At 62.8% G+C, this 22,665-nt stretch carries 23 protein-coding genes; 11 read left to right on the forward strand and 12 right to left on the reverse strand.

Annotated elements, in window-relative coordinates; genetic code table 11:
- Nucleotides 1-21 precede the first annotated feature (21 nt).
- Nucleotides 22-924, reverse strand: a complete 903-nt coding sequence (locus tag BV071_RS32780) for a DUF6528 family protein (RefSeq protein WP_052573131.1) — start codon at nt 922-924, stop codon at nt 22-24.
- A 121-nt stretch (nt 925-1,045) separates the two neighbouring features.
- Between BV071_RS32780 and BV071_RS10280 the strand changes: the two genes are divergently transcribed.
- From BV071_RS10280 to BV071_RS34225, 3 genes are all read left to right on the forward strand, one after another.
- Nucleotides 1,046-1,633: a DUF1287 domain-containing protein gene (locus BV071_RS10280; RefSeq protein ID WP_081885914.1), complete on the forward strand. Its 588-nt coding sequence runs from the start codon at nt 1,046-1,048 to the stop codon at nt 1,631-1,633.
- Between the two features lie 186 nt (nt 1,634-1,819).
- Entirely contained in the window at nt 1,820-4,597 is a 2,778-nt protein-coding gene (locus BV071_RS10285) for a hypothetical protein (RefSeq protein WP_035606057.1), read from the forward strand.
- Between the two features lie 119 nt (nt 4,598-4,716).
- Nucleotides 4,717-5,202, forward strand: a complete 486-nt coding sequence (locus BV071_RS34225; RefSeq protein ID WP_075090880.1) for a metal-dependent hydrolase — start codon at nt 4,717-4,719, stop codon at nt 5,200-5,202.
- Here the strand turns inward: BV071_RS34225 and BV071_RS35280 are convergent.
- The 4 genes from BV071_RS35280 to BV071_RS10300 all read right to left on the reverse strand — a co-directional run bounded on the left by BV071_RS35280 (nt 5,091) and on the right by BV071_RS10300 (nt 7,004).
- Entirely contained in the window at nt 5,091-5,690 is a 600-nt protein-coding gene (locus tag BV071_RS35280; RefSeq protein ID WP_035606059.1) for a hypothetical protein, read from the reverse strand. The two genes, BV071_RS34225 and BV071_RS35280, sit on opposite strands and share 112 nt — an antisense overlap.
- A gap of 155 nt (nt 5,691-5,845) precedes the next feature.
- Nucleotides 5,846-6,166: a thioredoxin gene (trxA, locus tag BV071_RS10295; protein ID WP_035606061.1), complete on the reverse strand. Its 321-nt coding sequence runs from the start codon at nt 6,164-6,166 to the stop codon at nt 5,846-5,848.
- A gap of 93 nt (nt 6,167-6,259) precedes the next feature.
- On the reverse strand, nt 6,260-6,403 hold the full coding sequence (locus BV071_RS35285; RefSeq protein WP_265594304.1) for a hypothetical protein: 144 nt from the start codon (nt 6,401-6,403) through the stop codon (nt 6,260-6,262).
- Nucleotides 6,372-7,004 (reverse strand): hypothetical protein, encoded by a 633-nt coding sequence (locus BV071_RS10300; protein WP_035606064.1) that lies wholly within the window; start codon nt 7,002-7,004, stop codon nt 6,372-6,374. The genes BV071_RS35285 and BV071_RS10300 overlap by 32 nt, the downstream gene beginning before the upstream one ends.
- A gap of 293 nt (nt 7,005-7,297) precedes the next feature.
- Between BV071_RS10300 and BV071_RS10305 the strand changes: the two genes are divergently transcribed.
- From BV071_RS10305 to BV071_RS10325, 5 genes are all read left to right on the forward strand, one after another.
- Nucleotides 7,298-8,656, forward strand: coding sequence for an alkaline phosphatase PhoX (locus tag BV071_RS10305; protein ID WP_035606066.1), 1,359 nt, complete (start codon nt 7,298-7,300; stop codon nt 8,654-8,656).
- Between the two features lie 94 nt (nt 8,657-8,750).
- Nucleotides 8,751-9,476, forward strand: a complete 726-nt coding sequence (locus BV071_RS10310; RefSeq protein ID WP_035606069.1) for a toll/interleukin-1 receptor domain-containing protein — start codon at nt 8,751-8,753, stop codon at nt 9,474-9,476.
- A gap of 10 nt (nt 9,477-9,486) precedes the next feature.
- Nucleotides 9,487-10,410, forward strand: a complete 924-nt coding sequence (locus tag BV071_RS32785; protein WP_081885915.1) for a DUF1444 family protein — start codon at nt 9,487-9,489, stop codon at nt 10,408-10,410.
- Nucleotides 10,411-10,469: 59 nt separating this feature from the next.
- Nucleotides 10,470-10,964 (forward strand): hypothetical protein, encoded by a 495-nt coding sequence (locus BV071_RS10320; RefSeq protein ID WP_035606072.1) that lies wholly within the window; start codon nt 10,470-10,472, stop codon nt 10,962-10,964.
- A gap of 87 nt (nt 10,965-11,051) precedes the next feature.
- On the forward strand, nt 11,052-11,885 hold the full coding sequence (locus BV071_RS10325) for a DUF1444 family protein (protein ID WP_035606075.1): 834 nt from the start codon (nt 11,052-11,054) through the stop codon (nt 11,883-11,885).
- Here the strand turns inward: BV071_RS10325 and BV071_RS10330 are convergent.
- Complete coding sequence (locus BV071_RS10330; protein WP_035606078.1) at nt 11,882-13,681, reverse strand: chloride channel protein; 1,800 nt, start codon at nt 13,679-13,681, stop codon at nt 11,882-11,884. The two genes, BV071_RS10325 and BV071_RS10330, sit on opposite strands and share 4 nt — an antisense overlap.
- A gap of 154 nt (nt 13,682-13,835) precedes the next feature.
- Entirely contained in the window at nt 13,836-15,515 is a 1,680-nt protein-coding gene (gene ilvD / locus BV071_RS10335; RefSeq protein WP_035606790.1) for a dihydroxy-acid dehydratase, read from the reverse strand.
- 71 nt (nt 15,516-15,586) lie between these two features.
- Between ilvD and BV071_RS10340 the strand changes: the two genes are divergently transcribed.
- On the forward strand, nt 15,587-16,486 hold the full coding sequence (locus tag BV071_RS10340) for a LysR substrate-binding domain-containing protein (protein WP_052573133.1): 900 nt from the start codon (nt 15,587-15,589) through the stop codon (nt 16,484-16,486).
- A 39-nt stretch (nt 16,487-16,525) separates the two neighbouring features.
- Entirely contained in the window at nt 16,526-17,569 is a 1,044-nt protein-coding gene (locus BV071_RS10345; RefSeq protein WP_035606081.1) for a 3-deoxy-7-phosphoheptulonate synthase, read from the forward strand.
- A gap of 61 nt (nt 17,570-17,630) precedes the next feature.
- Here BV071_RS10345 and BV071_RS10350 read toward each other — a convergent pair whose 3' ends face one another.
- From BV071_RS10350 to BV071_RS10370, 5 genes are all read right to left on the reverse strand, one after another.
- Nucleotides 17,631-18,023 (reverse strand): hypothetical protein, encoded by a 393-nt coding sequence (locus BV071_RS10350; RefSeq protein WP_265594305.1) that lies wholly within the window; start codon nt 18,021-18,023, stop codon nt 17,631-17,633.
- A 297-nt stretch (nt 18,024-18,320) separates the two neighbouring features.
- Complete coding sequence (locus tag BV071_RS10355) at nt 18,321-19,040, reverse strand: hypothetical protein (protein WP_035606088.1); 720 nt, start codon at nt 19,038-19,040, stop codon at nt 18,321-18,323.
- A gap of 94 nt (nt 19,041-19,134) precedes the next feature.
- On the reverse strand, nt 19,135-20,295 hold the full coding sequence (locus tag BV071_RS10360) for a hypothetical protein (RefSeq protein WP_035606091.1): 1,161 nt from the start codon (nt 20,293-20,295) through the stop codon (nt 19,135-19,137).
- A gap of 115 nt (nt 20,296-20,410) precedes the next feature.
- Nucleotides 20,411-20,719, reverse strand: coding sequence for a type II toxin-antitoxin system RelE/ParE family toxin (locus BV071_RS36125; RefSeq protein ID WP_343123401.1), 309 nt, complete (start codon nt 20,717-20,719; stop codon nt 20,411-20,413).
- The gene (locus tag BV071_RS10370; RefSeq protein WP_035606094.1) at nt 20,716-20,934 is read right to left on the reverse strand and encodes an addiction module protein; all 219 of its coding nucleotides are present in this window, start codon (nt 20,932-20,934) and stop codon (nt 20,716-20,718) included. The genes BV071_RS36125 and BV071_RS10370 overlap by 4 nt, the downstream gene beginning before the upstream one ends.
- Nucleotides 20,935-21,078: 144 nt before the next feature.
- On the opposite strand from BV071_RS10370, the gene proS reads away from it, so the two are divergent.
- Entirely contained in the window at nt 21,079-22,596 is a 1,518-nt protein-coding gene (gene proS, locus BV071_RS10375; RefSeq protein ID WP_035606097.1) for a proline--tRNA ligase, read from the forward strand.
- The last annotated feature ends 69 nt before the right edge of the window (nt 22,597-22,665 follow it).

The following is a 22,665-nucleotide window of genomic DNA, read 5'->3' on the forward strand; positions in this document are numbered from 1 at the left end:
TGGACGGGGTGGCAAGGCGAGCTACGGCACCTCCCGTACTTCGATGCGGCGGGCCTTGTAGATCATCTCGCCCTTGAGCTGGAGCTTGGATTCCGGCTCGAGGAAGTGGAGTTCATCAGTCCACCATTGCTTCTCGCTGGCCTGAATGAACATCAGCCGCCCGGGGGTGACGGGTTCGGTGCATTTGACCAGCTTGTGGTCGCCGAGGTCGGGATCGGGGCGGAATTCCTTTTTGTCGCGGTCGAAGCGCCAGACGTGGGAGTCGGTGCCGAGGATGAGATCAGCGCCGCCGGGGACGGGACGGAGGTCGTGGCCGTCCTTGTCCGGCAATGGATAGCGGGCCTTCACCTCGAGGCTAGCGGGCACGCTGGGCTCGATGCCACAGGCGAGCAGCTCCTCGTAGCCCATCGCCCAGAGGGTCTTGCGGGAGTCATCCCAGACTAAGCCGTGGGCGGATGGGAGTTCGATCGCGGCGAGCGGAGTCTCCGGCGTCTTCGAATCGAAGATCAGGAGCTTGTTGCCGTCCTTGCCAGTCGAGGAGGCGACCGCGATCAGGCCTCCGGGCAGGCTTTCGATAGTGTGGGCATTCGGGACCCGCGCCCACCAGAGAGCCTTGCCAGAAGGTATCTCGAGCAGCGCACAGCCTCCGGAGGAGGCGGAGACCAGCAGGCGGGTGCCGCCATCGATGGGCTTGCAGTCGTCGGTAGTTGCGAAGGCCGTCTTGAGTTTTTCGGGCAGGCCCTCGCAGTCTTTGGCGCGCCAAGACCAAACCTTTTTGGTTGCCCCCTCCCCTGCTCCGGCGGCGGCGGTGGGATCGATGCGATACACTTCAGCCCCACCACAGACGATGAGATGCTGTTGTTCGGCAGCGAGGACCGAACCGAAGGAGAAGAGCAGGCAGGCAAGAGTGGAGAAGGCGCGCATGGCTTGCCGGGGGATACGTGGCGGAGCGGCAGGATGTTCAAGAGCGAAGCCGATGATTGAGATTTCAAATCTGAAATTTGAGGCTAGGAGCTTGAGGCACTATCGCACTCGATTCATCGCCATGATGTCGCGACTCCTTCTCTTGTTGCCCTTGGTACTTTCGCTTTCACCGCTGCGCGCACAAGAGGCGACCAGCGGTGAGAAGATCGTAAGTGCCGCACGGAAGCAGGTGGGCGTGACCCTTATCTACGACGGCACTTACGTGACGCTTGACTATCCCGGCGGGGATGTTCCGCGCGAGCGCGGGGTCTGCACGGACGTGGTGATCCGTGCCCTGCGCGACGGACTGAGGCTGGATCTACAGAAGCTGGTGCATGAGGACATGCGGTCAAACTTCAGCGTGTATCCACGGAACTGGGGACTCTCCAAACCGGACAAGAACATCGACCACCGGCGGGTGCCGAACTTGCAGGCTTTCTTCAAGCGACGCGGCTATGCCCTGCCCGTGACCAAAGAGGCGACCGACTTCAAGGCCGGCGACCTGGTGACCTGCACGGTGGCTGAGACTCAGCCGCACGTGATGATCGTGAGCGACAAGAAGACCGATGGCGGGGTGCCGCTGGTGATCCACAACATCGGCTCCGGGGCGAAGGAAGAGGATGTCCTTTTCACCTTTCCTCTGACCGGACACTACCGCTGGAAAGATTAGGTAATGGAGGAAAGAAGACCTTGAAGACAGGCGTGCGCGGCGGAGCTTATCCGATCCGATATTGTCACCTGTAGATATTACTCATCTCTTGACCTTCAGGGGATAACAGCGCACAAAACGAGCGCTTCACTCACCTACCCGGCCTCGCCTTCACCCTTTATCTGCGCGGCCCTACTTCTCCCAGCCATGAAAAAGAAGACCCTCGCGGCGTTTTTCTTGTATTCGCTTTTGGTCCCGGGCTCCGCCTGGGCCGCGCTTGATCCGAATGCCCCGGAACTCCTCTCGATCGCCATCAGCCCGAATCCGGTGGATGTCAGCAGCGGCCAAGAGACCATCACCGTCACGGTGCGGATCACCGACAACGAGGACGGCTTTTCCAATGGGAATCTGGATATCTACAATCCAGATGGAAATTTTGTGCGAACCGGATTCTTCGCCGCCAGCTCGCGGATCAGCGGCACTGCGGCGGACGGGATTTATCAGGTGGGGGTGGAGATCCCGGGGCATGTGATCCCGGGGACATGGCGGGTGGATGCCACCTTGCGCGACGGCACTTCCCACGTGCAGAACTACGGACCGGATAACCAAGAGTTTCCGGTGCCCGCCGCCCGTTACTTCCAGGTGGTAAACAACGGCACGGTGGATGCCGATGAGCCGGCACTGCTCGACTGCGCACTCAGCCCGAGTGCACCACCGGGAGGCACAGTGAAAATGGACCTTCACGTGAGCGACCCGGTCTCCGGGTTCAGCTACGGCTTCCCCTATTTCTACGGTCCTGGTGGAGTGTATATCCCGGAGATGACGCTCCAATTCGACGAGTTCGAGCGGACCTCGGGCGACGAGAATGATGGCAACTACCACCTGGAAGTGGCAGTTCCGGAGGATGCGCCGACCGGGCCTTATAGCCTGCTCTTTTACTTCGTGGACCAAGCCGGTAATTCAGGCTTCGCCAACGCGGGCAATCTCACCGTGAGTGCTGGCGGCACCCAGCCCTACTCGCTGGGCAACGCTACGGATGCGGTGCACCTGCCCTGGACCAGCAGCGCCCCGGCCTGGATCTATCAGACGGATGTGAGCCATGACGGAGCGGACGCGGCGCGGAGCGGCCCGACGACGCACAATGGCGAGAGCGTGATGGAAACCTTCCTCCCGAATGCCGGCACACTGAGCTTCTGGTGGCGTACGGATTCGGAAGCGGGCCTCGACTGGCTGAGCCTGGATGTGCTGGGCACCGGCCAGCATCTGGCGATCAGCGGAGACAGCGGCTGGACTCAACAGACGGTCACCATCCCGGCAGGCGGCCGCACGGTGCGCTGGACTTACAAGAAGAGCACTTCCGGTTCAGCCGGACAGGACTGCGGCTGGGTGGATGAGATTCGCTTCATCGCGGATGAAGACGCGGAACTCCCCTCACTGCAGAACCTGATCATCTCGCCAAGGCTGGCGGACATCTCGGCGGGTTCCCAGCAGATGACCTTCAAGATCGTGGCCACGGACGACAACAAGGGCGTGGCCGGTGGCAACCTGCGGGTCTACGATCCCTTCTCGAACGAGTTCCTCTCCTTCTCCTTCGACGAAGGCAGCCGCACGAGCGGCGATGCCCAGCAAGGGACCTACACTCTGAATGCGATGATTCCCTTCGGCGTCTCGCCTGGCATCTGGCGGGTGGAAGTCGATCTGATCGAGGCGGATACCGCGGCCTTCAACAACTACGGGCCACGGGCCAATAGTTTCCCGAATCCGGGCGAGGAGAGCTTCCAAGTCTCCGACGGCTCGGTAGGCGATACCAACGCTCCTGCGATCATTTCATCCGCACTGAATCCAAGTGTCGTGGACATCACCGCGGGCGCGGGCAATATCACGCTCACCCTTGAGATCACGGACGAGGGCTCGGGCTTCAGGCAAGGCAACATCGGGGTGTATACCTCCGGGCCGGACAACTGGACGGGTGCGACTTTCTTCGACTCGGGAAGCCGCATCTCCGGTGATGAGCTTGATGGCATCTATCAGATCACTCTGCCGGTGGCGGCCTTCGGCCCGGCTGGCACTTGGCGGATCGGAGCCTCGCTGGTGGACTGGGATGGCAACCAACGCGACTATGCCCCGACGGTGGACCTGCCCGGCGACGAAAGCTTCACGGTGATCAACGATGGCCAGCAGGACACGACCAAGCCGATCGTCGAATCGATCGATATCACGCCGGTAGGTGTGGACATCACGAATGGTCCCGCGCAGATCACGATCACAGCGACGATCAAAGATGAGCTCAGCGGGATCCGCGATGCTATCCTCTTCTTCTACAACCCCAACGGACTGCTGGTGGACAGCTTCACCAAGAGCCTGGACGCAAGCAATCGTGTCAGCGGCGATGACCATACCGGCACCTACCAGCTTACGGTGATAATCCCACAGGGTGCGGTCACCGGCCAATGGGAGGTAACCACTTTCCTCCGGGATCATGTCGGCGAAACGCGCTCCCACGGTAGCGGAGCAGATGCCTACCCGCAGGTCGGCGACGGGAAGTTCTCAGTCGGCACCGGCGGTGGGGGCGGAGGTTCGACCTATGCGAATTTCATCAACCTCTATCACCTCAGCGGCGACCAAGCCCTGCCCGCCGCCGACCCGGATGGGGACGGCCTGAACAATGCGACGGAACTGATGCTGGGCACCGATCCCACCAGCAGCGCCGGCAACGCCCGGAACCTGATCACGGTGACCAGGGATGCGACCCACCTGCACCTGTTTTTCACCATCGATCCATCCCTGGACGTGGACGAGGATGGCAACTACCTGAAGATCGGGGGCGGCAGCCTGCCTCTCCGCATGACGGGGCAGACCGCGAGCTCGCCGAATGGGCCGTGGACCGAAGTCCTGCCAGTCCAGATCAATGGCAGCACCTACCGGATCAGCCGGGCCATCAACAGCTCGTCCAAGGGTTGCCTGCGGCTGTATTTCCCGGATTGAGACCAACATAAGTTCCCCGCAGGCAGCAAGGTGTGCGGGTGCGGTGAATTCGCCGTGAAGCTACTGGCCCTGGTTGCCATCGAGGCACAGGGACGGCTATAAGGCGGGGAAACCCACCCATGCTGCTCGGCACCCACATCCTGTTGCCCGTCTGCGGCGGCCTCGCCTTGGACAATGCGTCCCTGCGCCAAGGTCGTGGCTACTTCCTCCCGCTGTGGTCACTGGCGGTGATCGGGCTTTTCGGCGCGCTGCCGGACCTGTGTTGTCCTCACTTGGAACTGGATGCCCGCTATACCAGCTGGTCGCACACGGTGTGGTTCATGGCGGGGCTGATCCCGGTGTGTGCGATGGTCGCCAGCTTTTTCCCGAAGCAGGGTCGCTGGTGGGTTGCCCTTTTCTGTTGGCTTGCCGCAGCCCTGCACCTCGCCGGGGATGCCGTCGCGGGTGGCATCGCCTGGCTCTATCCGTGGCGGTCGGACGTGATTGGGAAATACTATATTCCCGCCGGCCTGTGGTGGTTCGTCTCGGACATCATCTTCGTCTTGCTGACTTGGTTCTTGATCCGCTTGCGCCCGCACTCCGAGGCGCGGGGCATCAAGGCCTGATCGATGCCGAGGATCCGCTGGACCCAGGCATCGAGCGCGCGCTTCACGGCGACAGGCATCCGTCTGGAGGTCCAGGCGGCCTTCAGGAGCTTGCCGACGCGCTGCTCCTCGCTGCCTGAAAGACCGGTGAAGGACATGCCCTGTTCTCCGCGCAGCCAGCGGGCAAAGGGAGTATTTTTCGCGGCGGCAGCTGCCCCGAAATGGGCCGTCAGGTAGTCGCGGGGAATGATCAGGATTTCCGCCTCATGGTGGCCGGGCAGGCGGGTCCACTTCCAGGGCTCGCCCTCCTGCCCGCCGAAGCAGCCGAAGAGGCCCTCCTTCAGGAAGATGCGGTGGTCTTTGCCCCAAATCACGCCCTCGCCCGAGGCATTCACCCAGAGCCAAAGCTCGTCGTGGAGGCGGTGCTGCCAACGCCGCGAGGCCCCACGGAGGTCCCCCCGCAGACTCCACGCCTCAAAGCCATCTCCTTGCCACCAGCAGTCGAACATGGCCACACCTTATTGAGAATCGATCGCAACAGCAAGAGGAATGACTGGGCCCTGTTTCTCATTGCCTGCGCGTCTCCTGCCCATTCCAAACACGCAAAAGGCCGGAGCAAACGCCCCGGCCTCTTGAAAATTCTCACTGACAGTCAGCAAGTCGCTCAGGCCAGTGCCAGCAGCTTCTGCTTGAGCATGTCCTTGGTGACATTTGCGCCGACGATCTGGTCCTTGACCTCGCCGCCCTTGAAGAAGAGCAGCAGCGGGATCGAGCGGACGCCGTACTTCACTGCCAGGTCACGGGCTTCGTCGACATTCACTTTGCCGACCTTGGCCTGGCCTTCGACTTCACCGGAAAGCTGGTCGATGACCGGGCCGATCATCTTGCAAGGTCCGCACCACTCCGCCCAGAAGTCCACCAGGACAGGTTGGTCAGAATCGATGACTTCGGACTGGAAATTGCTTTCGTTGAATTGCTGAGCCATGCGCGGAAGGTGGAGGCCAAGCCGTAAAAGTCAAGGGCCGCCCTGCCGCGGATTGCGACGGGACGGCCCTGAAAGGAATCGTAAAACTAATCTTCAGACCGGCAGGTTGCCAGCCATGATCGCGAGAGCGAGAACGGCGGCACCCAGCAGGAAGGTGATGATTGGATAGATCATGATCGTGTCGTGAAAGGCGTTGATGCCGGAATTATTCGCCGAAGATTTTGGAGATTTCCCCACCCGTCCAGATGTTGGACGTCATGATTTGGAAGATCACCACAGCGGCGGCACCGAGGAAGCCGACGATGGAAAGGACCATCGGGACGGTCTCGTTGCCCTCTTCCTCGTCATCATCCATGGTGCGGATGGTGGCGGCCTGACTCAGCGAAGCGCCGGCGGTGCCGAGCGGCTGGGTCGGCGGCTGAAGTTGCACGGTGGCCTTCGGCAGGGAAACGGTGCCAGCAGGGCCGCCAAGCGGCACGGTGCGGGCCGGAGCTGCGGCAGGAGCGCCGGGAGTATTGATGCGGATCGTCGGGGCCGGGGCACCGGGAGCGGTCGGAGCACCCGCGGGGCGCAGCGCGATCGTCGGGGCCGGGGCAGGAGCCTTCGGAGCACCACCCACGGTCGGCGGGCCGACGCTAGGAGCCGGGGGAGCACCGAGGCCGGAAGGCATCGGCGGCTTGGTCGCGGCGACCACCGGAGCGTTCGGCGTGGCCGGCGGGGCATCGGAAGCCTTGAGAGTCACGCGGACGGTTTCCTTCTTCAGAGGAATCGAGGAAGTCTGCTTGGGTGCCGGGATCGAGGACGTCTGCCTCGGTGGCGGGATTTCGTTTTCGCTCATTGCTAGGCTTTTTGGGATTGCAGGTTGGGAAAACCAACCAATCCGGCGAGGGGCTGTCAAATAGACTTCGCGCGAGTGGGACGATTTCGACAGCGCCGCGGGACAAATTGCGGATCTTGTATTTACGGGGTCTTCGGAACCGGGGGCTACGTGAAGGAAGCGCGGCGACAAGACCGGAAAGTTAGGTGCCAAGGCGGGCTCCGGAAATTCAGGATTCGTGAAGCACGGCAACGCTTCCGTCACCTGTCCTTCGTGAGCTTGACCGGCCACGGGAGGGGTTTTCACTTGGCTCAATGCCCTCGCGACGCGCTTTCCTCGGGACCACCGGTCTCGCCTTCCTTGGCCTCCAACGCTACACGCTCGCCCATGATGGCGGGGCGGGTCGACTGATCGAACCCTTCGGGCCGCTGATCCCGGATCCGGATGGTATCCTCGATCTGCCGCAGGGCTTTTCCTACAAGGTTCTCGCCCGTCGCGGCGAGCCGATGAGCGATGGCTTCAAGGTGCCGGGCCAGCCGGACGGGATGGCGGCCTTCGCCGGGCCGGATGGCAAGGTGGTGCTGGTCTGCAATCACGAGCTGGGTCTGACGCAAGCGGACTGGGGTCCCTTCGCGGACAACACGCGTCTGCCCGCCGGCTTCGATCCGGCGCTGGCCTACAATCCGGGGGATGCCGGGGTGAACCCTGCCATGGGCGGCACCTCGAACCTGGTCTTCGATCCGGCCAAGGGTGAGAAGATTTCGCACTTCCTCTCGCTCTTCGGCACGGACCGCAACTGCGCCGGCGGGAAGGTGGGCGACCACTGGATCACCTGCGAGGAGCCGGACGATATGCTGACCACCCGCGGCAAACTCCACGGCTGGTGCTACGCCGTGAAGGCGACCGCCACTCCCGGCCTGCAGAAGCCAGTGCCGCTCAAGGCCCTCGGCCGCTTCCGCCATGAGGCGGTGGCACTCGATCCGAAGACCGGGATCCTCTACCTGACCGAAGACCGCGACGATGGTTTGCTCTACCGCTTCGTCCCGAAGACCGCGGGCAGTCTCACCGAGGGCAAGCTCCAGGCGCTGGCAGTGGTGAACCGCCCGTCCGTGCACCTGCGGAATTACCGTGCTGACTCCGCATGGCCGGTGCCGGGCGAGGAGATCGTGGCCACGTGGATCGATCTGGATGACATCGAATCGGCGAAGGATGACCTGCGGGTGCGCGGCAACGATGCCGGAGCCGCGCGCTTCCCGCGCTCCGAGGGGATCCATCTTGCCGACGGAGCCTTCTACATCTGCTGCACCAACGGCGGCCCTAACAAGCGCGGGCAGATCTTCCGCCTGACGCCTTCCGGGCACCCGGACCAACCGGACCACCTGACGCTCTTCCTGCAACCGGAGGCAAACGACCTTCTCACCAACGGCGACAATCTCTGCCCCGCGCCCTGGGGTGGCATCGTGATCTGCGAGGACCTGGTCGATGAGCCGAAGCCGGCCGCCCATGTCCGCTGCGTGACCCCGGAAGGGAAGATCATGACCTTGGCCCGGAATCCGGCTGATGGAGAATTTGCCGGCTGCTGCTTCGCGCCGGATGGGAAGTGGTTCTTCGTGAATCTCCAGACGCGGGGGATGACAGTGGCTGTGACGGGGCCTTGGGAGAAGGCGGTGTGACCCCCTGCGAATCGCCGGGCTTGAAAGCGACTTTGAATGGAATGTCGGGGGTGGGGCCTTGCCCTACCCCCCGGGGTCTGCTAAACAAGCTCCGATGTTCGCAGGGCGGAAGCTGATCTTTGTTTCCTACAGCCGGAAGGATCGCAGGGTGGTGAACAAGCTGCAAAAGGTCTTGGGAATCGGGAGCGCCAAGCCACGGCAGGGCCTCAACTCCAGCATGCCCGGCAACGACTGGGGCAACGAAATCACCCCCTACCTCGGAGAGGCGGATGTCGTGTTGCTATGCTGGTCGCGCCATGCCGCCGGAGACGATTCGGTGAGGAAGGATTATCTGGGGGCGATCGGCATGGGTAAACAGGTCGTCCCCCTGTGCTTGGACGATCTCGCGCTGCCGGAAGAGCTTGCAGGCTTCGAGTCCATTTCCCGCGAAACTTCCCCCTACGAGGAGCTCGTGCGCGTTTCCCGCGGAGCCTTCTCCCCTGAGAAACTCTTGCGCGCGGTTTGTGGCTACATCACGGTCGCGCTCGGAGCGGTGTTATTGCTAGCGCTGGGTTTCCAAGCGCTAATGCTGGGTCTTCAGGCCTTATACCTGCTGCTGGGCCTCACGGAATACCACCTTAAAGCGGCTGGCTGTGGAGATGAGTTCATCACCCTGATCTTTGCGGCGGAACTGGCAGCCATTGTGATTGCAGCCAGTTGGGTCCCCCGGGCTTGGAAGAGGCTGAAAATGAAAGCAAGCCCGGCGGGTGTTCTGCGCCTGAGCCAGACTGAACTGGACCTCCGCAGTGAGTTCCGAAGGCTGGTAGTGGCGGAACCGTGAGTGGAGAGCGATGATACCGTCCGCCCGCCTAGCACTTCTCCTCACCTCGCTACTGATGTTGGCGGGCTGCGACAAGCAGCAGGCACCGGGAGCGGCGGAGCTGCAGCCGCGGCCGGTGCAAACGTCCTCGCATCAAGCGGCGATCTTGGATCCCACCGAGTTCACCCAAGAGGTGGTCAAGGCATACCGCAAAAAAGACTCCTCGCTGACGGTGGAGGTCACGGGCGAATTTGAACTCAAGGTCTCCATGCCGGGCAGCAAGGAACTCCGGACCTACCTCGACAATACCTATGCCCTCTACAAGCAGGATCCGGCCGCCAAGGACGAGTTCGTGGGTAAGCTGATTGATGGCGGCTTGCAGGCACTCCGCGAGCAAGACAAGCCGCTGGAAAAGAGCCGCATCGTCCCGGTGATCAAGGACAAGGCTTGGCTGGGAGAGATGCGGAAGCTTTCGGGTGAACGCGGAGACAAGAAACCCTTGGATCTGTACCATGAGGACCTCAACGACGAACTGGTGATCGCTTTCGCGGAAGACAGCGATACCGGCGTCCGCTATCTGGAGAAAGAGGCCTTTGTGGAAGCCGGGCTCGACCTCAAGGAACTGCGGAAGCTGGCAGTGGAAAACTTGAATCAACTGCTACCAGAGATCGAACGCACGGGAGCGGACGGCTACTACATGCTCACCGCAGGTGGCACCTATGAAGCCAGCCTGCTGCTCTTCGAGAACATCTGGAAACCCGATCAGCTGCCGGTGAAGGGAGAGATCGTAGTGGCAATTCCGGCCCGCGATACTCTGCTTGTCACAGGCAGCGACGACGCGGAGGGCCTCGTCAAGATGAAGGCGGCCGTGGCCAAGATCACCGATGCAGAAACCTACCGCCTCACGACGACCTTGTTCGTCTATCGCGAGGGCAAGTTCGTGAAGTTCGAGTGAAGGAGGAAGGGACCTTTCGCGCCTGGAGAGATGGCGCATGCCGCCCACGTAGCTCGAGCATGAAGCTGCTCCAACTAGTCGCCTTACTCACGCTCAACGCTCTGCCGGTCTTCGCCGCCGAGCAGGCCACCGAAACCGCCAGCACCGAACTCGATGGTGCGCGACTGGAATTCCAAGCCCGCAAGATCGAGACCCCGGATCGGAAGCTCGCGTATGGCTATGCGGTCTTCGAAGGCCAGCTCTACTGGGCCATCGGCAATCCGCCCTCGCGGGTGATGACGGCGGGGAAGATCCGGATCGGGGAGCAGGAGATCGCCCTTGATGTCTCCGGCCTCGGCGATCCCTGGGTGGAGGCGAAGCTGGACAAGCGCTTCGTCCAGTTCAAGCGGAAGGACTTTCCCTCCGGACCGATCTACGAGCTGCTCGTCTGCTTCGAGAAGGGCGGAGCGGAGGACTACATGGTGGAGTGGGTGATCAAGGATGGCAAGTCGCTGCGACTGGCCATCACAAGCTTGGGGGACACGCTGCCGGAGTGGGTGATGCCGCCGAAGTAGGCTGTTAGCCACTTGATCGGCGAGGAACCGCGGCAGCAATCAGGATTGCTTCCGCCCTCACAAAAGGCATAACCATCCCACTAACAGATGAATCAACTCTTCGGGAAACTGCTTTCGCTCTTCGGGGGAGGTCCGGGGCCAATTCTGACTCCGGATCAATTCACACAGGAGGTGGCCACGGCTTTCCGGAAGAAACGCCCGCAGGTGGCGCTGGAGATCGTGAAGGAACTGGAGATCAAGTTCGGTGATCATTTCACATCCTTCCTCAACAACGCCTACGATCTTTACCGGCACAACCCAACCGCGAAGAAGCAGATCGTGGGTGACGTGCTGGCGACCGGCCTGGAGGTAATCGATCGCTCGGGCCAACAGGTGAACCGCAAGCGGATCGTGCCGGTGATCAAGGATAACGGCTGGCTGGAGGAAGGACGCAAGGCGATGGCCGAACGCGGGCGGGGGGAGTTCCCCGTGCCGGTGCATGAGGCCTACAATCCGGAGCTGATCCTCTGCTATGCCGAGGACTCCGCGCGAGGCATCCGCTATCTCCAGGACAAGGATCTGGAGGAGATTGGCCTCGCACGGGAGGAACTGCGCGAACTCGCCATCGCGAATTTGAAAGAACTCCTGACCGACGTGAGATGCCAGGGTGGCGAAGGGCTCTACATGATGACGGCGGACGGCACCTACGAATCTAGCCTGATCCTCTTCGAGGACCTGTGGACCGACGGGAGGCTGGATCTGCGGGGCGAGATCGTGGTGGCGATTCCCGCCCGGAATCTGCTGTTCGTCACCGGGACGGGAAATACCGAGGCGCTGGCGAGGCTGCAGGAAGTGCTGGCAGAGTCGGAGCAGGAGGAAATGCCCTACCGCCTGACCTCGACCTTGTTCGTCTATCGCGGCGGGAAGTTCGAGATTCTCTAGCCCTCCACCGCATTCTGCTGACGGGCGATGTCGTTCAAGGTGAGCCAACCCAGAAGTTTTCGGGGATCAACAGGACTGACGACCGGAGCCTGGCGGACCCCGGCGGAAAGCATGCGCTGCGCAGCATCGCGGATGGGCGTCTCAGGTGTCACGGATATCACCTCGCGGTGGTCCAGTATCGCCTCGATCCCGGTCGCCTCGCGGTGCGTTTCCAGATCGTGGCGGGAGATCACAGCGACCAGCTCACCTTCCGCATTTACGACCGGATAGGCGCGGAAGCTGAGGTCTTCCACGTCCGTACGCTTGAGCGCCGCGGCGGGCGCTTCGCAGCCCTGCAAGGCGATGACCTCATGGGTCATGATCACTTGCACGGGCAGCTTGCGGTAATCCTGCGCGCCACGATAGCTGGGGAGCTTGCGCAGGGAGACGCCGTCCTGGAGGAGCAGGGCATTGTAGATCGGGACCGGCTGCAGGCGGCGGGCGATTTGCCAGGACAGCATATTGCCGGCCATGAGCGGTAGGATCAGCGAGTAGTTGCCCGTCATCTCAAAGATGATGATGAGGGAGGTGAAGGGACAGCGGACTACCGCGGCGAACATCGAACCCATGCCGAGCAGCACGCAAGCACCGATCACATTGGCATCTCCGGGAAACTCCGGGATCCATGGATGCACATGCTGGAGCGCCGAGAAGGCCGCACCCACCAGACCGCCGAGCATCCCCCCAAGGAATAGCGTGGGAGAGAACAGCCCGCCCGAGCCGCCCGAGGCGTAGTTGACCACCACGGCGGCAAACTTTGCGATGAGCAGGGTGCCGAGAATGCCGGTCGTGAGTTGGTTCGCGAAAGCAGCTTCCAGGCTATCGTAGCCGATGCTGAACACGGAGTTCCGGTCATTTCCCAGGAAGCCGGTCAGGTAGTAGGCGCCGAGAGCAAGGATGCCGCAGGCCAGGCCGCCGCCGGCAGGGGCCAGCCAGGTGGCAGTCGCGGCGCGGCGCTTGAACCAGCTTCTCAAACCCAGGGTACTCCACACGAAGAGATGGCCGATCAAACCGGAGGCGACACCCAGGGGGATGGCCACCAGCATCCACGCGGAGGTTTTGTATTCTGCCGCGATCCGCGCGGAGAGCACCGGCTCCTCACCCAGGATGGTGCGCGAAACCGCCGCGGCAATCACCACTGCGACCACCATGCCGCCGAGCGCGCGCATCGAGAAATTATCCAACAGTTCCTCGAAGACGAAGGTCAGTGCCGACAAGGGAGCATTGAATGCCGCCGCGATTCCCGCGGCCACGCCTACCGGCAGCATCGACTGCACGCGGCTGGGATCACGGAAGGCCCAGCGCCCGATCCGGGACGAGATCGCAGCACTGAGATGAACTGTGGGACCTTCGCGGCCGAGGCTATTGCCGAGTCCCACGTAGAGCGAGCCGAGGATGAATCGCCAGGCGCCGGCCCTGATGGAGACCTTGCCCCCGTGATTATAATACGCGGCCTTCGTCTGAGGAATTCCGCTGCCCGCAGCCTCCGGGGAGAGGTGGCGAACCACCAGGCCGACCAACAAGCCGGCAAGCGTCGGTGCAAGGAGCAGAATAGCCGCAAACCCGGCCGGTGGACGCGAGGAAGCCGTCTTCCACAGCCACTCGAACAGATGCCGGATCGACCAATGGAAGGCGACCGCTGCCAAGCCGCAGACGAGGCCGGCGAGAAGACAGAGTAAGAAGAAACGCTGGCCATCGCTGAAGCGGCGGCGCAGCCAGTCCGGTAGTGTCGTGCGATCGGTGCTTGTCTCGGGCATCGTGGAGGGGCCCCGTAACACGGATGGCGGAAGCGGGCCAGAGGTGAGCGAAACGGGTTTTATAAAGGCTCCTCACCGGCCAGCGAGCGGTAATCGACTGATCTTGGGCACCCAGCAGAAGGTTTCGCCCCGCACTTTTCCCGATTCGAAGTCCTCATATGGAAAGCACGGCTCCTGACTCAGCACCTGTGACCAGTGCCGCATAGCGGGCCAGGTAGCCGCTGCGATCTTTCGGGCTCGGGCGCTGCCACGCGCTGCGGCGCGCCGCCAAGACATCATCCGACACGACAATCCGGATGCTGCGCTGCGGGATATCGATCTCGATCAAATCACCGGCTTCCACTAGCGCGATCGGCCCACCGGCTGCCGCTTCCGGAGAGACGTGGCCAATCGCACCGCCGCGGGTGGCACCGGAGAAACGGCCATCCGTGATCAGGGCCACGGTTTCGGAGAGACCCCGCCCGACAATCGCGGAAGTCGGGGCCAGCATCTCCGGCATGCCGGGGCCGCCCTTCGGGCCCTCATAGCGGATCACCACCACGTCACCCGCCTTCACCCGGCCGGTGAGGATGCCGGTGGTGGCTTCCTCGCCGGACTCGAAGACCACCGCGGGACCGGTGAACTTCATCATCGCCGGGCTCACCCCGGCGGACTTCACCACACAGCCGGCAGGGGCGATATTGCCGTGCAGCACCGCCAGCCCGCCCTGCGCGGCGTAGGCACGATCCAGCGGACGGATCACCTCCTCGTCTTTCACGATCGCAGTCGAGATGGTCTCGCCAATGGTGAGACCGCTGACAGTCATCGCATCAAGGTAAAGGACTCCCGGCTTCTCTGCGAGGGTCTTTAAGATCGCAAAGATCCCGCCCGCGCGGTCGATGTCTTCCATGTAGTGTTTACCGGAGGGCGCGACCTTGCAGAGGTGGGGCACGCGGAGCGCCATCGCGTTGAAGTCCTCCATGCCCAGGGGCACGCCGGCTTCCCTTGCGACGGCGAGGGTGTGGAGCACGGTGTTCGACGAGCCGCCCATCGCCATGTCGAGGGCGACGGCATTGCCGAAAGCTTCCCGCGTGAGAAGGTCGGAGGGCTTCACGCCATCCCTTACCAAGCGGACGATCGCCTTGCCTGCGCGTGCAAAGAGCGCATCGCGGGCGGGATCGGTCGCTAGGATGGAACCATTCCCCGGCAGCGCGAGGCCGAGGGCTTCGCAGAGGCAGTTCATGGAATTCGCAGTGAACATGCCTGAGCAGGATCCGCAGGTCGGGCAGGCATTGCGCTCGATCACACCGAGCTGCTCCTCCGTGATCGCTTGGGTGGAAAGCTGACCCACCGCCTCGAAGACCGTAGCGAGGTCGAGCGAAGCACCGGTGACGGGATTCTTGCCGGAACGCATGGGTCCACCGGAGACGAAGATCGCCGGGATATTCACCCGCGCCGCCCCCATCATCATGCCTGGCACGATCTTGTCGCAGTTCGGGATGCAAACCACGCCATCGAAGCAATGGGCGCGCAGCATGACCTCCACGCTATCCGCGATGATCTCGCGCGAGGCCAGCGAGTAACGCATGCCGCCGTGGCCCATCGCGATGCCATCGTCCACGCCGATGCAGTTGAACTCGAAGGGCACGCCACCCGCCGCCCGGATGGCCTCGCGAACCTTGCGGCCCACCACATCCAGATGGACGTGCCCGGGGATGATCTGCACGAAGGAATTTGCCACCGCGATGAAGGGCTTGCCCCAATCGTCCTCCGACTGGATGGCTCCGGTGGCGCGCAGGAGGCTGCGGTGGGGTGCCCGGATCGCGCCCTTCTTGATCGTGTCGCTGATGGCCATGCCCGGCATCATCAGGGCCGAACTGCCATATTGGAATGACTCGCTCGGTCGTTCCGTGATACCGTTTCGGTATGGATTGTTCGTTTCGAGAACTGGAATGCTTCCTCGCCGTGGCGGAGGAGCTGTCCTTCACCCGGGCCGCGCGGCGGCTGAATCTGGCCCAGCCGCCGCTATCCCGGCATATCCGCACGCTTGAGGAAAAGCTGGGGGCGCGGCTCTTCGATCGCGGCACGCGGGGTGTTTCGCTGACCGCCGCGGGGGATTTGTTCTATGAGGAAACCCGGACCATCCCGGCGCGGATGTCGCGGGCGGGTGAGGTGGCGAAACGAATGGCCGCGGGAGAGATCGCACGACTCCGCATCGGCTTCGTCAGCGCGGTGATGAGCGATGAATTGCTCGGCGTGCTGCGGCGCTTCCGGGCGGGTAGCCCGCAGGTGCAGATCCTGCTGCAGGACGCCCCGCCGAACCAGCAGATGCGCGAGATCGCAGAAGGCAAGCTGGACGGCGGATTCGTGGGAATCGAGGAGCCGCGCGAGTCCGGAGGAATCGAGATGATCCCATGGTATCGCGAACCCCTGCAATGCTTCGTCGCGGCGGATCATCCCTTGGCCGGGCGCAGCCGGATCGGGCTGAGGGAACTGGCGGCGGAGTCCTTTGTGGCGGTGGGCCACGAGGCCGCGCCGGCCTTCGCCAATCTGGTGCGACGGCTCTGCGGGGACGCGGGATTCCGGCCGCGGGTGATCCTGGAATCCCCACGGGCCCAGGCGGTGGTCGCCATGGTGGCAGCGGGCTCGGGAGTGGCCATCCTGCCCTCCGCCTTGGCGCGGGTCGCGGGCGGAGGGGTGACGGCGATCCCCCTCAAGGAGCGGCCGACGATCACCCACCTCTTCGCGCGGCGGGCGGGAAAAGCCCAAGGGTCGATGCGGGATTTCGCCGCGGCGCTGAAACCGGGGCGGCAGGCGGCGGATTGACACTTGGCACCCTTCCCCGGACGCTTTTACCTTAGCGGCATGTCCGCGCGAGTCACCGATCTCCACATTGCCCGCAATATCCCCCTGCCCTCCCCTGCCCGCTTGCAGGCGGAGATCCCGCGTGGCGAGGAGCGGGCGGAGTTTGTGTCGCGGTCGCGGGCGAATTTGCGCTCGCTGCTGGGCGGCACAGACCCGCGCTTCCTCGTGATCGTCGGGCCCTGCTCGATTCATGATACCGAGGCGGGCATTGAGTATGCCCACCGCTTGGCGGCGTTGGCGGAGCGGCTGCGCGACAAGCTCTACATCGTGATGCGCGTGTATTTTGAGAAGCCACGCACGACGGTTGGCTGGAAGGGCCTGATCATGGACCCGCACCTCGATGGCACGGATGACATCCCGGAAGGGCTGCGCCGCGCGCGGCATTTCCTTCGCAGCGTGATCGACCTCGGCCTGCCGACAGCGACGGAGCTGTTGGACCCGATCACCCCACAGTACATCGCGGACCTGATCTCCTGGTCGGCGATCGGCGCGCGCACCGCGGAGAGCCAGACGCACCGCCAGATGGCCTCGGGTCTCTCGATGCCGGTGGGGTTCAAGAACACGACTTCCGGTGATCTGGTGGCGGCGATCAATGCCGTGCGGGCAGCTTCCATGTCGCAGACCTTCCTGGGCGTGTCGGAAGAAGGCATCGCCTCCTCCGTGACCACTACCGGGAATCCGGATTGCCACGTGATCCTGCGCGGCGGCGACCATGGCCCGAACTACGACGAAGCTAGTATTGCCTCCGCCCGCGCCGCCTTGGAAGCAGCCAAGCTGCTGCCCTCACTGATCGTGGATGCCTCGCATGCGAATTGCGGCAAGGATCACGCGAAGATGCCCGGCGTCTTCCGCGAAATCGTCCGCCAGCGCGCCGCCGGCGAACGCACGATCACCGGCGCGATGCTCGAGAGCAATCTGGTGGCGGGCAACCAGTCTTTCCCCAAGCCGGTGGACCAGCTCGTGCGCGGGCAATCGATCACGGATTCCTGCATCGATTGGGAGACCACCGAGGAACTGCTGCACGAGGCGGCGGAAATGCTGTGAGCCGCCAACGAACCATGGAGCTTCTAAGGTAGCGGAGAAATCCGTCCCCTTCGGGGACACTTCAATGGTCCTCGACGGCAAACTTGAAGCTCAACTTCTCGTTCAATTGCAGGCGATGGAGAGTGGTCCCGGGAGAAGTCCCGTTCACTCTCGAGCTAACCTCAATTTCCAGATTCTCATCCGTGGAATTCGTCACTCGTTCGCTGACCTTCCACATTCCCTCTGCGGTCTGCCGAATGAAAATCGGGAGGTATCGCCCCTCCTGAAGCTCAGCGAGGATAAGATAGTACCAATTGTAGTAGGATCCATCTACTTTCAGGGTCACCTGCAGGATCGACCTGCCGTGAAAGTCCGCCACATGACGAACCACTGCGGATGAAGGCTTGTGGCCGGCCTTCCGATCGATGTCGGCCTCTTCCTGACCGGCAGGGATCTGAAGAAGCCAATGCTCCAAGGGTGCAGGGGCCTCGACAATAGAGACGCCGCCACCATTTTTGTCCGATTCCCATGGAATCTTAAACGGCTCCTGCCTCGGGCCCATTCCTTGCGCTGCCGAGGACAGGACCGCAGCCACCAGCCCGACGCGGAGAAAAGCCCAAACCCGAGACTTCATCATATACATGCCTGTTTGTGTGCCATGCCCAGGGAGAACTTTAATCTCAATGGCCCAGATGGGAAGAACCTACAATCCAAGATCTTCTCCACTGTTTCTCAGCGACCTCTGCGCCTCCGCGGCTCGTTCCTTCCCAACTCAATCCCCGGCGTAATAGATCCCCTCGATCTCAGCGTTGTTGGCCATCACGCTGGTGTTCATCTTCCACCAGCCGAGCAGGCCGAAGCGGGTCTTGATCAGCAAGTGCTCGCCATCGCGGAGGACGACTTCGAGGGAATCACCCTTGGGAATGGTCGCGATGGTCTCGCCGCCGTCCTTCTTCGCGAGGAGCTTGAGCTCGACCTTCGCCTTCGATTGCAGGCCGACGTAGGAGAAGGGTTGCTCGATCTCCACCAGCTTGCCATCGCGGATCGCGTATTTGAGGTGCTCCAAGTGCATCCGGTTGGCGCGGCCGGTGGCGTAGATGAAGCCGTTGCCCGGGATCGCCAGGCTCTCGGCGCCGATGCTTCCGATCAGCTTGCCGGTCTTCTGATCCGTGATGTCGAAGCCAGGGTCGGCGCTCGGGCCGGGATCGAAGTCGATGAAGTAGCGCGTTTCCGCATCGCGGCTCACGCGGGTCGAGATCATCCGGCGGATCTCGGGCGCGCCTTCCTCGAGGGGAAGCGGCTTGTCGATCAACTCGGAGAGCTTGGCATCGTAGGCCACTTGGCCCGGAAAGGGGGTGTCCTTCTCGGGGATCGCCACGGTCGCCAGCCCGGGGAAAGCAGCGGCAGCGGGGTCCTTGGGCTTGTCCTCCGCGCGGACGGAGAGAGCAAGAGCGGCTGAGAGGGCGAAGATCGTGAGGAAGCGCGATTGCATGGAACGATGCCGGATATGGCTTTCCCTTTCTAACGCGATTCCGCTTCCGGGCTAATGAAAATCCGGGGAAGATTCCGCCAACGAAGATCACCCATCATTGCCCTCCCGCCAGCCCTCGCATTGCGGGATCCTTGACCCGCTCCAGCAAGGCAGCCGCTTCATCCGGCTTGCCATGCTTCAGGTACACCTGGGCGGTGCCAGCAAGGATGGCATCCGTGGCGTGATCATTCGGATTCGCATCTGCCCAGGCGATTGCCGACTGCGGGTCGAGATTGGCCACCCACGCGGTGAAGGCGAGCGGTTCCTCCGGCCGCGGATACTTCTCCATGACCTTGCTCACATATTCCCAAGGCGAGCCGCCGTTGCGCGCGATCATCGAGGCCGCGAAGTTCTGCTCGGCAGGCCGGGCGGACCATTCCTGGTCGAGACGGGCGAAGGCGAACTTCTCCACCGAGCCCGGGTCCGAACGGCTCAGGGCTTCCATCAGCACCCGCGCGGATTCCTTGTTGAATGCCGGGGAGTCCGCCGGGAGCTTGTCGAACCACGCCTGCGCCCCTTCGTTGCCCATCGTGTAGATGATCGACCCGGAGATATGCACCGCCGCCTCGGTCTGCTGCCCGTTCGGCAACCCGGATGCGAAGGCGACGGCGGCCGCGGGATCTGACTCCGCCAAACCGTGACCCAAGCCACTCAGCGCCGCCGCCCTCAAGGGCGAATCACCGAGCTCCTCAAAGGCGGCCCTCGCCCCCGCCGGATCCTTGAATGCCCAGGATTTCAGCAGGGAATTAACGCCCTCTTTCCCGGCCTCCTCCGGATGCTCCTGCACGTAAGCCCAAGCCCCCTTGGGATCAACCCGCCCCCAGGTCTGCCAAAACATCATCGTCTCGATCCCGAACAAGTGGCCGACCGCCTTCTCATCCCGCAGCATCGCGGCGACTGCGGGAGCGTCCGCCGGCTCCATCCCTGCCAACAGCGCCATCCAGCGTTCCAGCCGCTCGCTCTCCAGAGAGTGACCCAGCGACCCCTTCATCGCGGAAGCAAATCCACCCGCGGACCGGTTGGGGGAATTCCCACGCGCGGAGCCTCCGGACTTGCCTCCAGCCGCACGGTGATCGGCGGAAGCACCAGCAGCGGGTCGATCGGCCATCCCGGCGGCGCCGTCCGCCTGCTGGCCCGAGCTGGAGTCCAAACGTCCCAAAAAGAAGCCGCCGATACCGGCCAAAACACAAGGAACCACGATGGGCAGCACTCTCATATCCGCAGGATCAGGCGGGCTTTCTGGACCCATCAAGAAGTTATGCCTTCTGCTCGGAAAATTCACACAAGACACCTGATCGGGCGGTAGTCGACCCCTCCTTTCCCGGTCAGAATCATCCCGGGCCTTCCTCACGTTCCCGTGCCCGGATCGCCGCCGGATCCTTCCGGGAATCCAGGATCGCAACGACAAACGCTTTTCCGCTGTCCATCCGATAGTAGATCCAATACGGAAATCGTTTGCTGGTGAAGCGATGAAGGTCCCCGCGACACCGGTGGATCCCTGCGAACAGGCGAATCGAACTGATATCCGCGGAGATCGAATCCAGGAAATAGTCTCCAACCCCGGCTTCTTGCCGCTCGTAGAATCGAAAGCCGTCCCGAAGGTCGCGCCTCGCGGAAGGGAGAACGACAATCGCAATCACATCTGCGACCTCAGAACTTTCTTCAGCTCCTCCCAGTCTTCACCGACCTCGTTCCGCCGCTCCCATTCGTGAGCCCGGGATTCGATAACCCCGGCGTGCCAGTCGGGGGGCTGGGACAAGTCCTCATCCGCCGACAGTTCGCCCCAGAGCCGCTCCATCAGCGCAATCTTGTCCGATCGCGACAAATCGCGGGTGGAAAGTTCGGCAATGCTCACACCTTGGAAGTATCAGCAATTCCACCCCCAGTCAACTCTCCGACCCTCAACGAGAAGCTGCCGATTTGGCGTGCAAATCCCTTGATCCCGGCTCCAAATCCGCCCGCCGCGCCCTTCGCGGTTTTTGTTTCTCGATCCCAAGCCATGTCCGACAAAACAGCCATCACCCCCACCCGGGCCCAGGATTTCCCCGAGTGGTACCAGCAGGTCATCAAAGCCGCCGACATGGCGGAAAATTCGGAGACCCGCGGCTGCATGGTGATCAAGCCGTGGGGCTACGGGATCTGGGAACTCATCCAGCAGCAGCTCGACCGCAAGTTCAAGGCGACCGGCCACCAGAACGCTTACTTCCCGCTGCTGATTCCGATTTCCTACCTGGAGAAGGAAGCCGAGCACGCCGAAGGTTTCGCGACCGAGTGCGCGGTGGTGACGCACCACCGCCTGGAGCCGCAGAAGGATCCGGTGACGGGCAAGACCAAGATGATCCCGACCGGTGAGCTGGCCGAGCCTTATATCATCCGCCCGACTTCCGAGACGATCATCGGCGCGGCCTTCTCGCGCTGGGTGCAGAGCTACCGCGACCTGCCGCTGCTGATCAACCAGTGGGCGAACGTGATGCGCTGGGAGATGCGCCCGCGTCTCTTCCTGCGTACCGCGGAGTTCCTGTGGCAGGAAGGCCACACCGCACACGAGACGCAGGAGGAAGCGATCGCCGAGACGCGCCAGATGCACCGGATCTACGAGGAGTTCCTGAAGAACCACCTCGCGATCCCGGTGATCCCCGGCGAGAAGACCGAGAACGAGCGCTTCCCCGGTGCCGACATGACCCTAACGGTCGAAACCATGGTGCAGGACCGCAAGGCGATCCAGGCTGGCACCTCGCATTACCTCGGCCAGAACTTCTCGAAGGCGCAGGAAATCGCTTTCACCGGCCGCGATGGCGCGAAGCAATACGTGCACACCACCTCGTGGGGCGTTTCCACACGCATGATTGGCACGCTGATCATGGCACACTCGGACGACGATGGCTTGGTGCTGCCGCCGCGCGTGGCCACCCAGCAGATCGTGATCGTGCCGGTGACGCCGAAGGAAGACACCAAGCAAGGCGTGATCGATGCCTGCCAGGCGCTGGCGGAGACCCTGCGCCGGGAAAAGAACTTCCATGGCGACGCCCTGCGCGTGCATGTGGACGTCCGCGACATCCAGGGCGGCGTGAAGAAGTGGGAGTGGATCAAGAAGGGCGTGCCGATCCGCATCGAGATCGGGCCACGTGACATCGAGACCCGCAAGGTCTGCGTGCAGCGCCGTGACAAGGGCCCAGCCGACAAGGAGTTCATGGAAAAGGAGGACTTCCTCCGCGTGGCCACGGACATCCTGCAGGAGATCCACAACACCCTGCTCGAGCGCGCCACCACCTTCCGCGACGCGAACATCCTGCCCTGCAACTCGCTGGACTCCTTCCACGCTCACTGGGGCCAGGACAATCCCGGCTGGCTGATCACTCCCTGGGCCGGCACGCCGGAGGAAGAGGACGAGCTTTCCAAGCAGCACAAGATCACCATCCGCTGCATGCCGCTGGACCAGCAGGACGGCGCGGAAGGAGCCTGTATCCTGACCGGCAAGCCGACCAAGGCGCGCGCGATCTGGGGCCGCAGCTACTAAGGCTGCCTCTATCAGCGATTCAGGGCGCGGGATTGGCTTGCCGATCCCGCGTCCCGCTTGTGTGATGGT

The sequence above is a fragment of the Haloferula sp. BvORR071 genome, assembly GCF_000739615.1.
GTDB lineage: Bacteria > Verrucomicrobiota > Verrucomicrobiia > Verrucomicrobiales > Akkermansiaceae > Haloferula.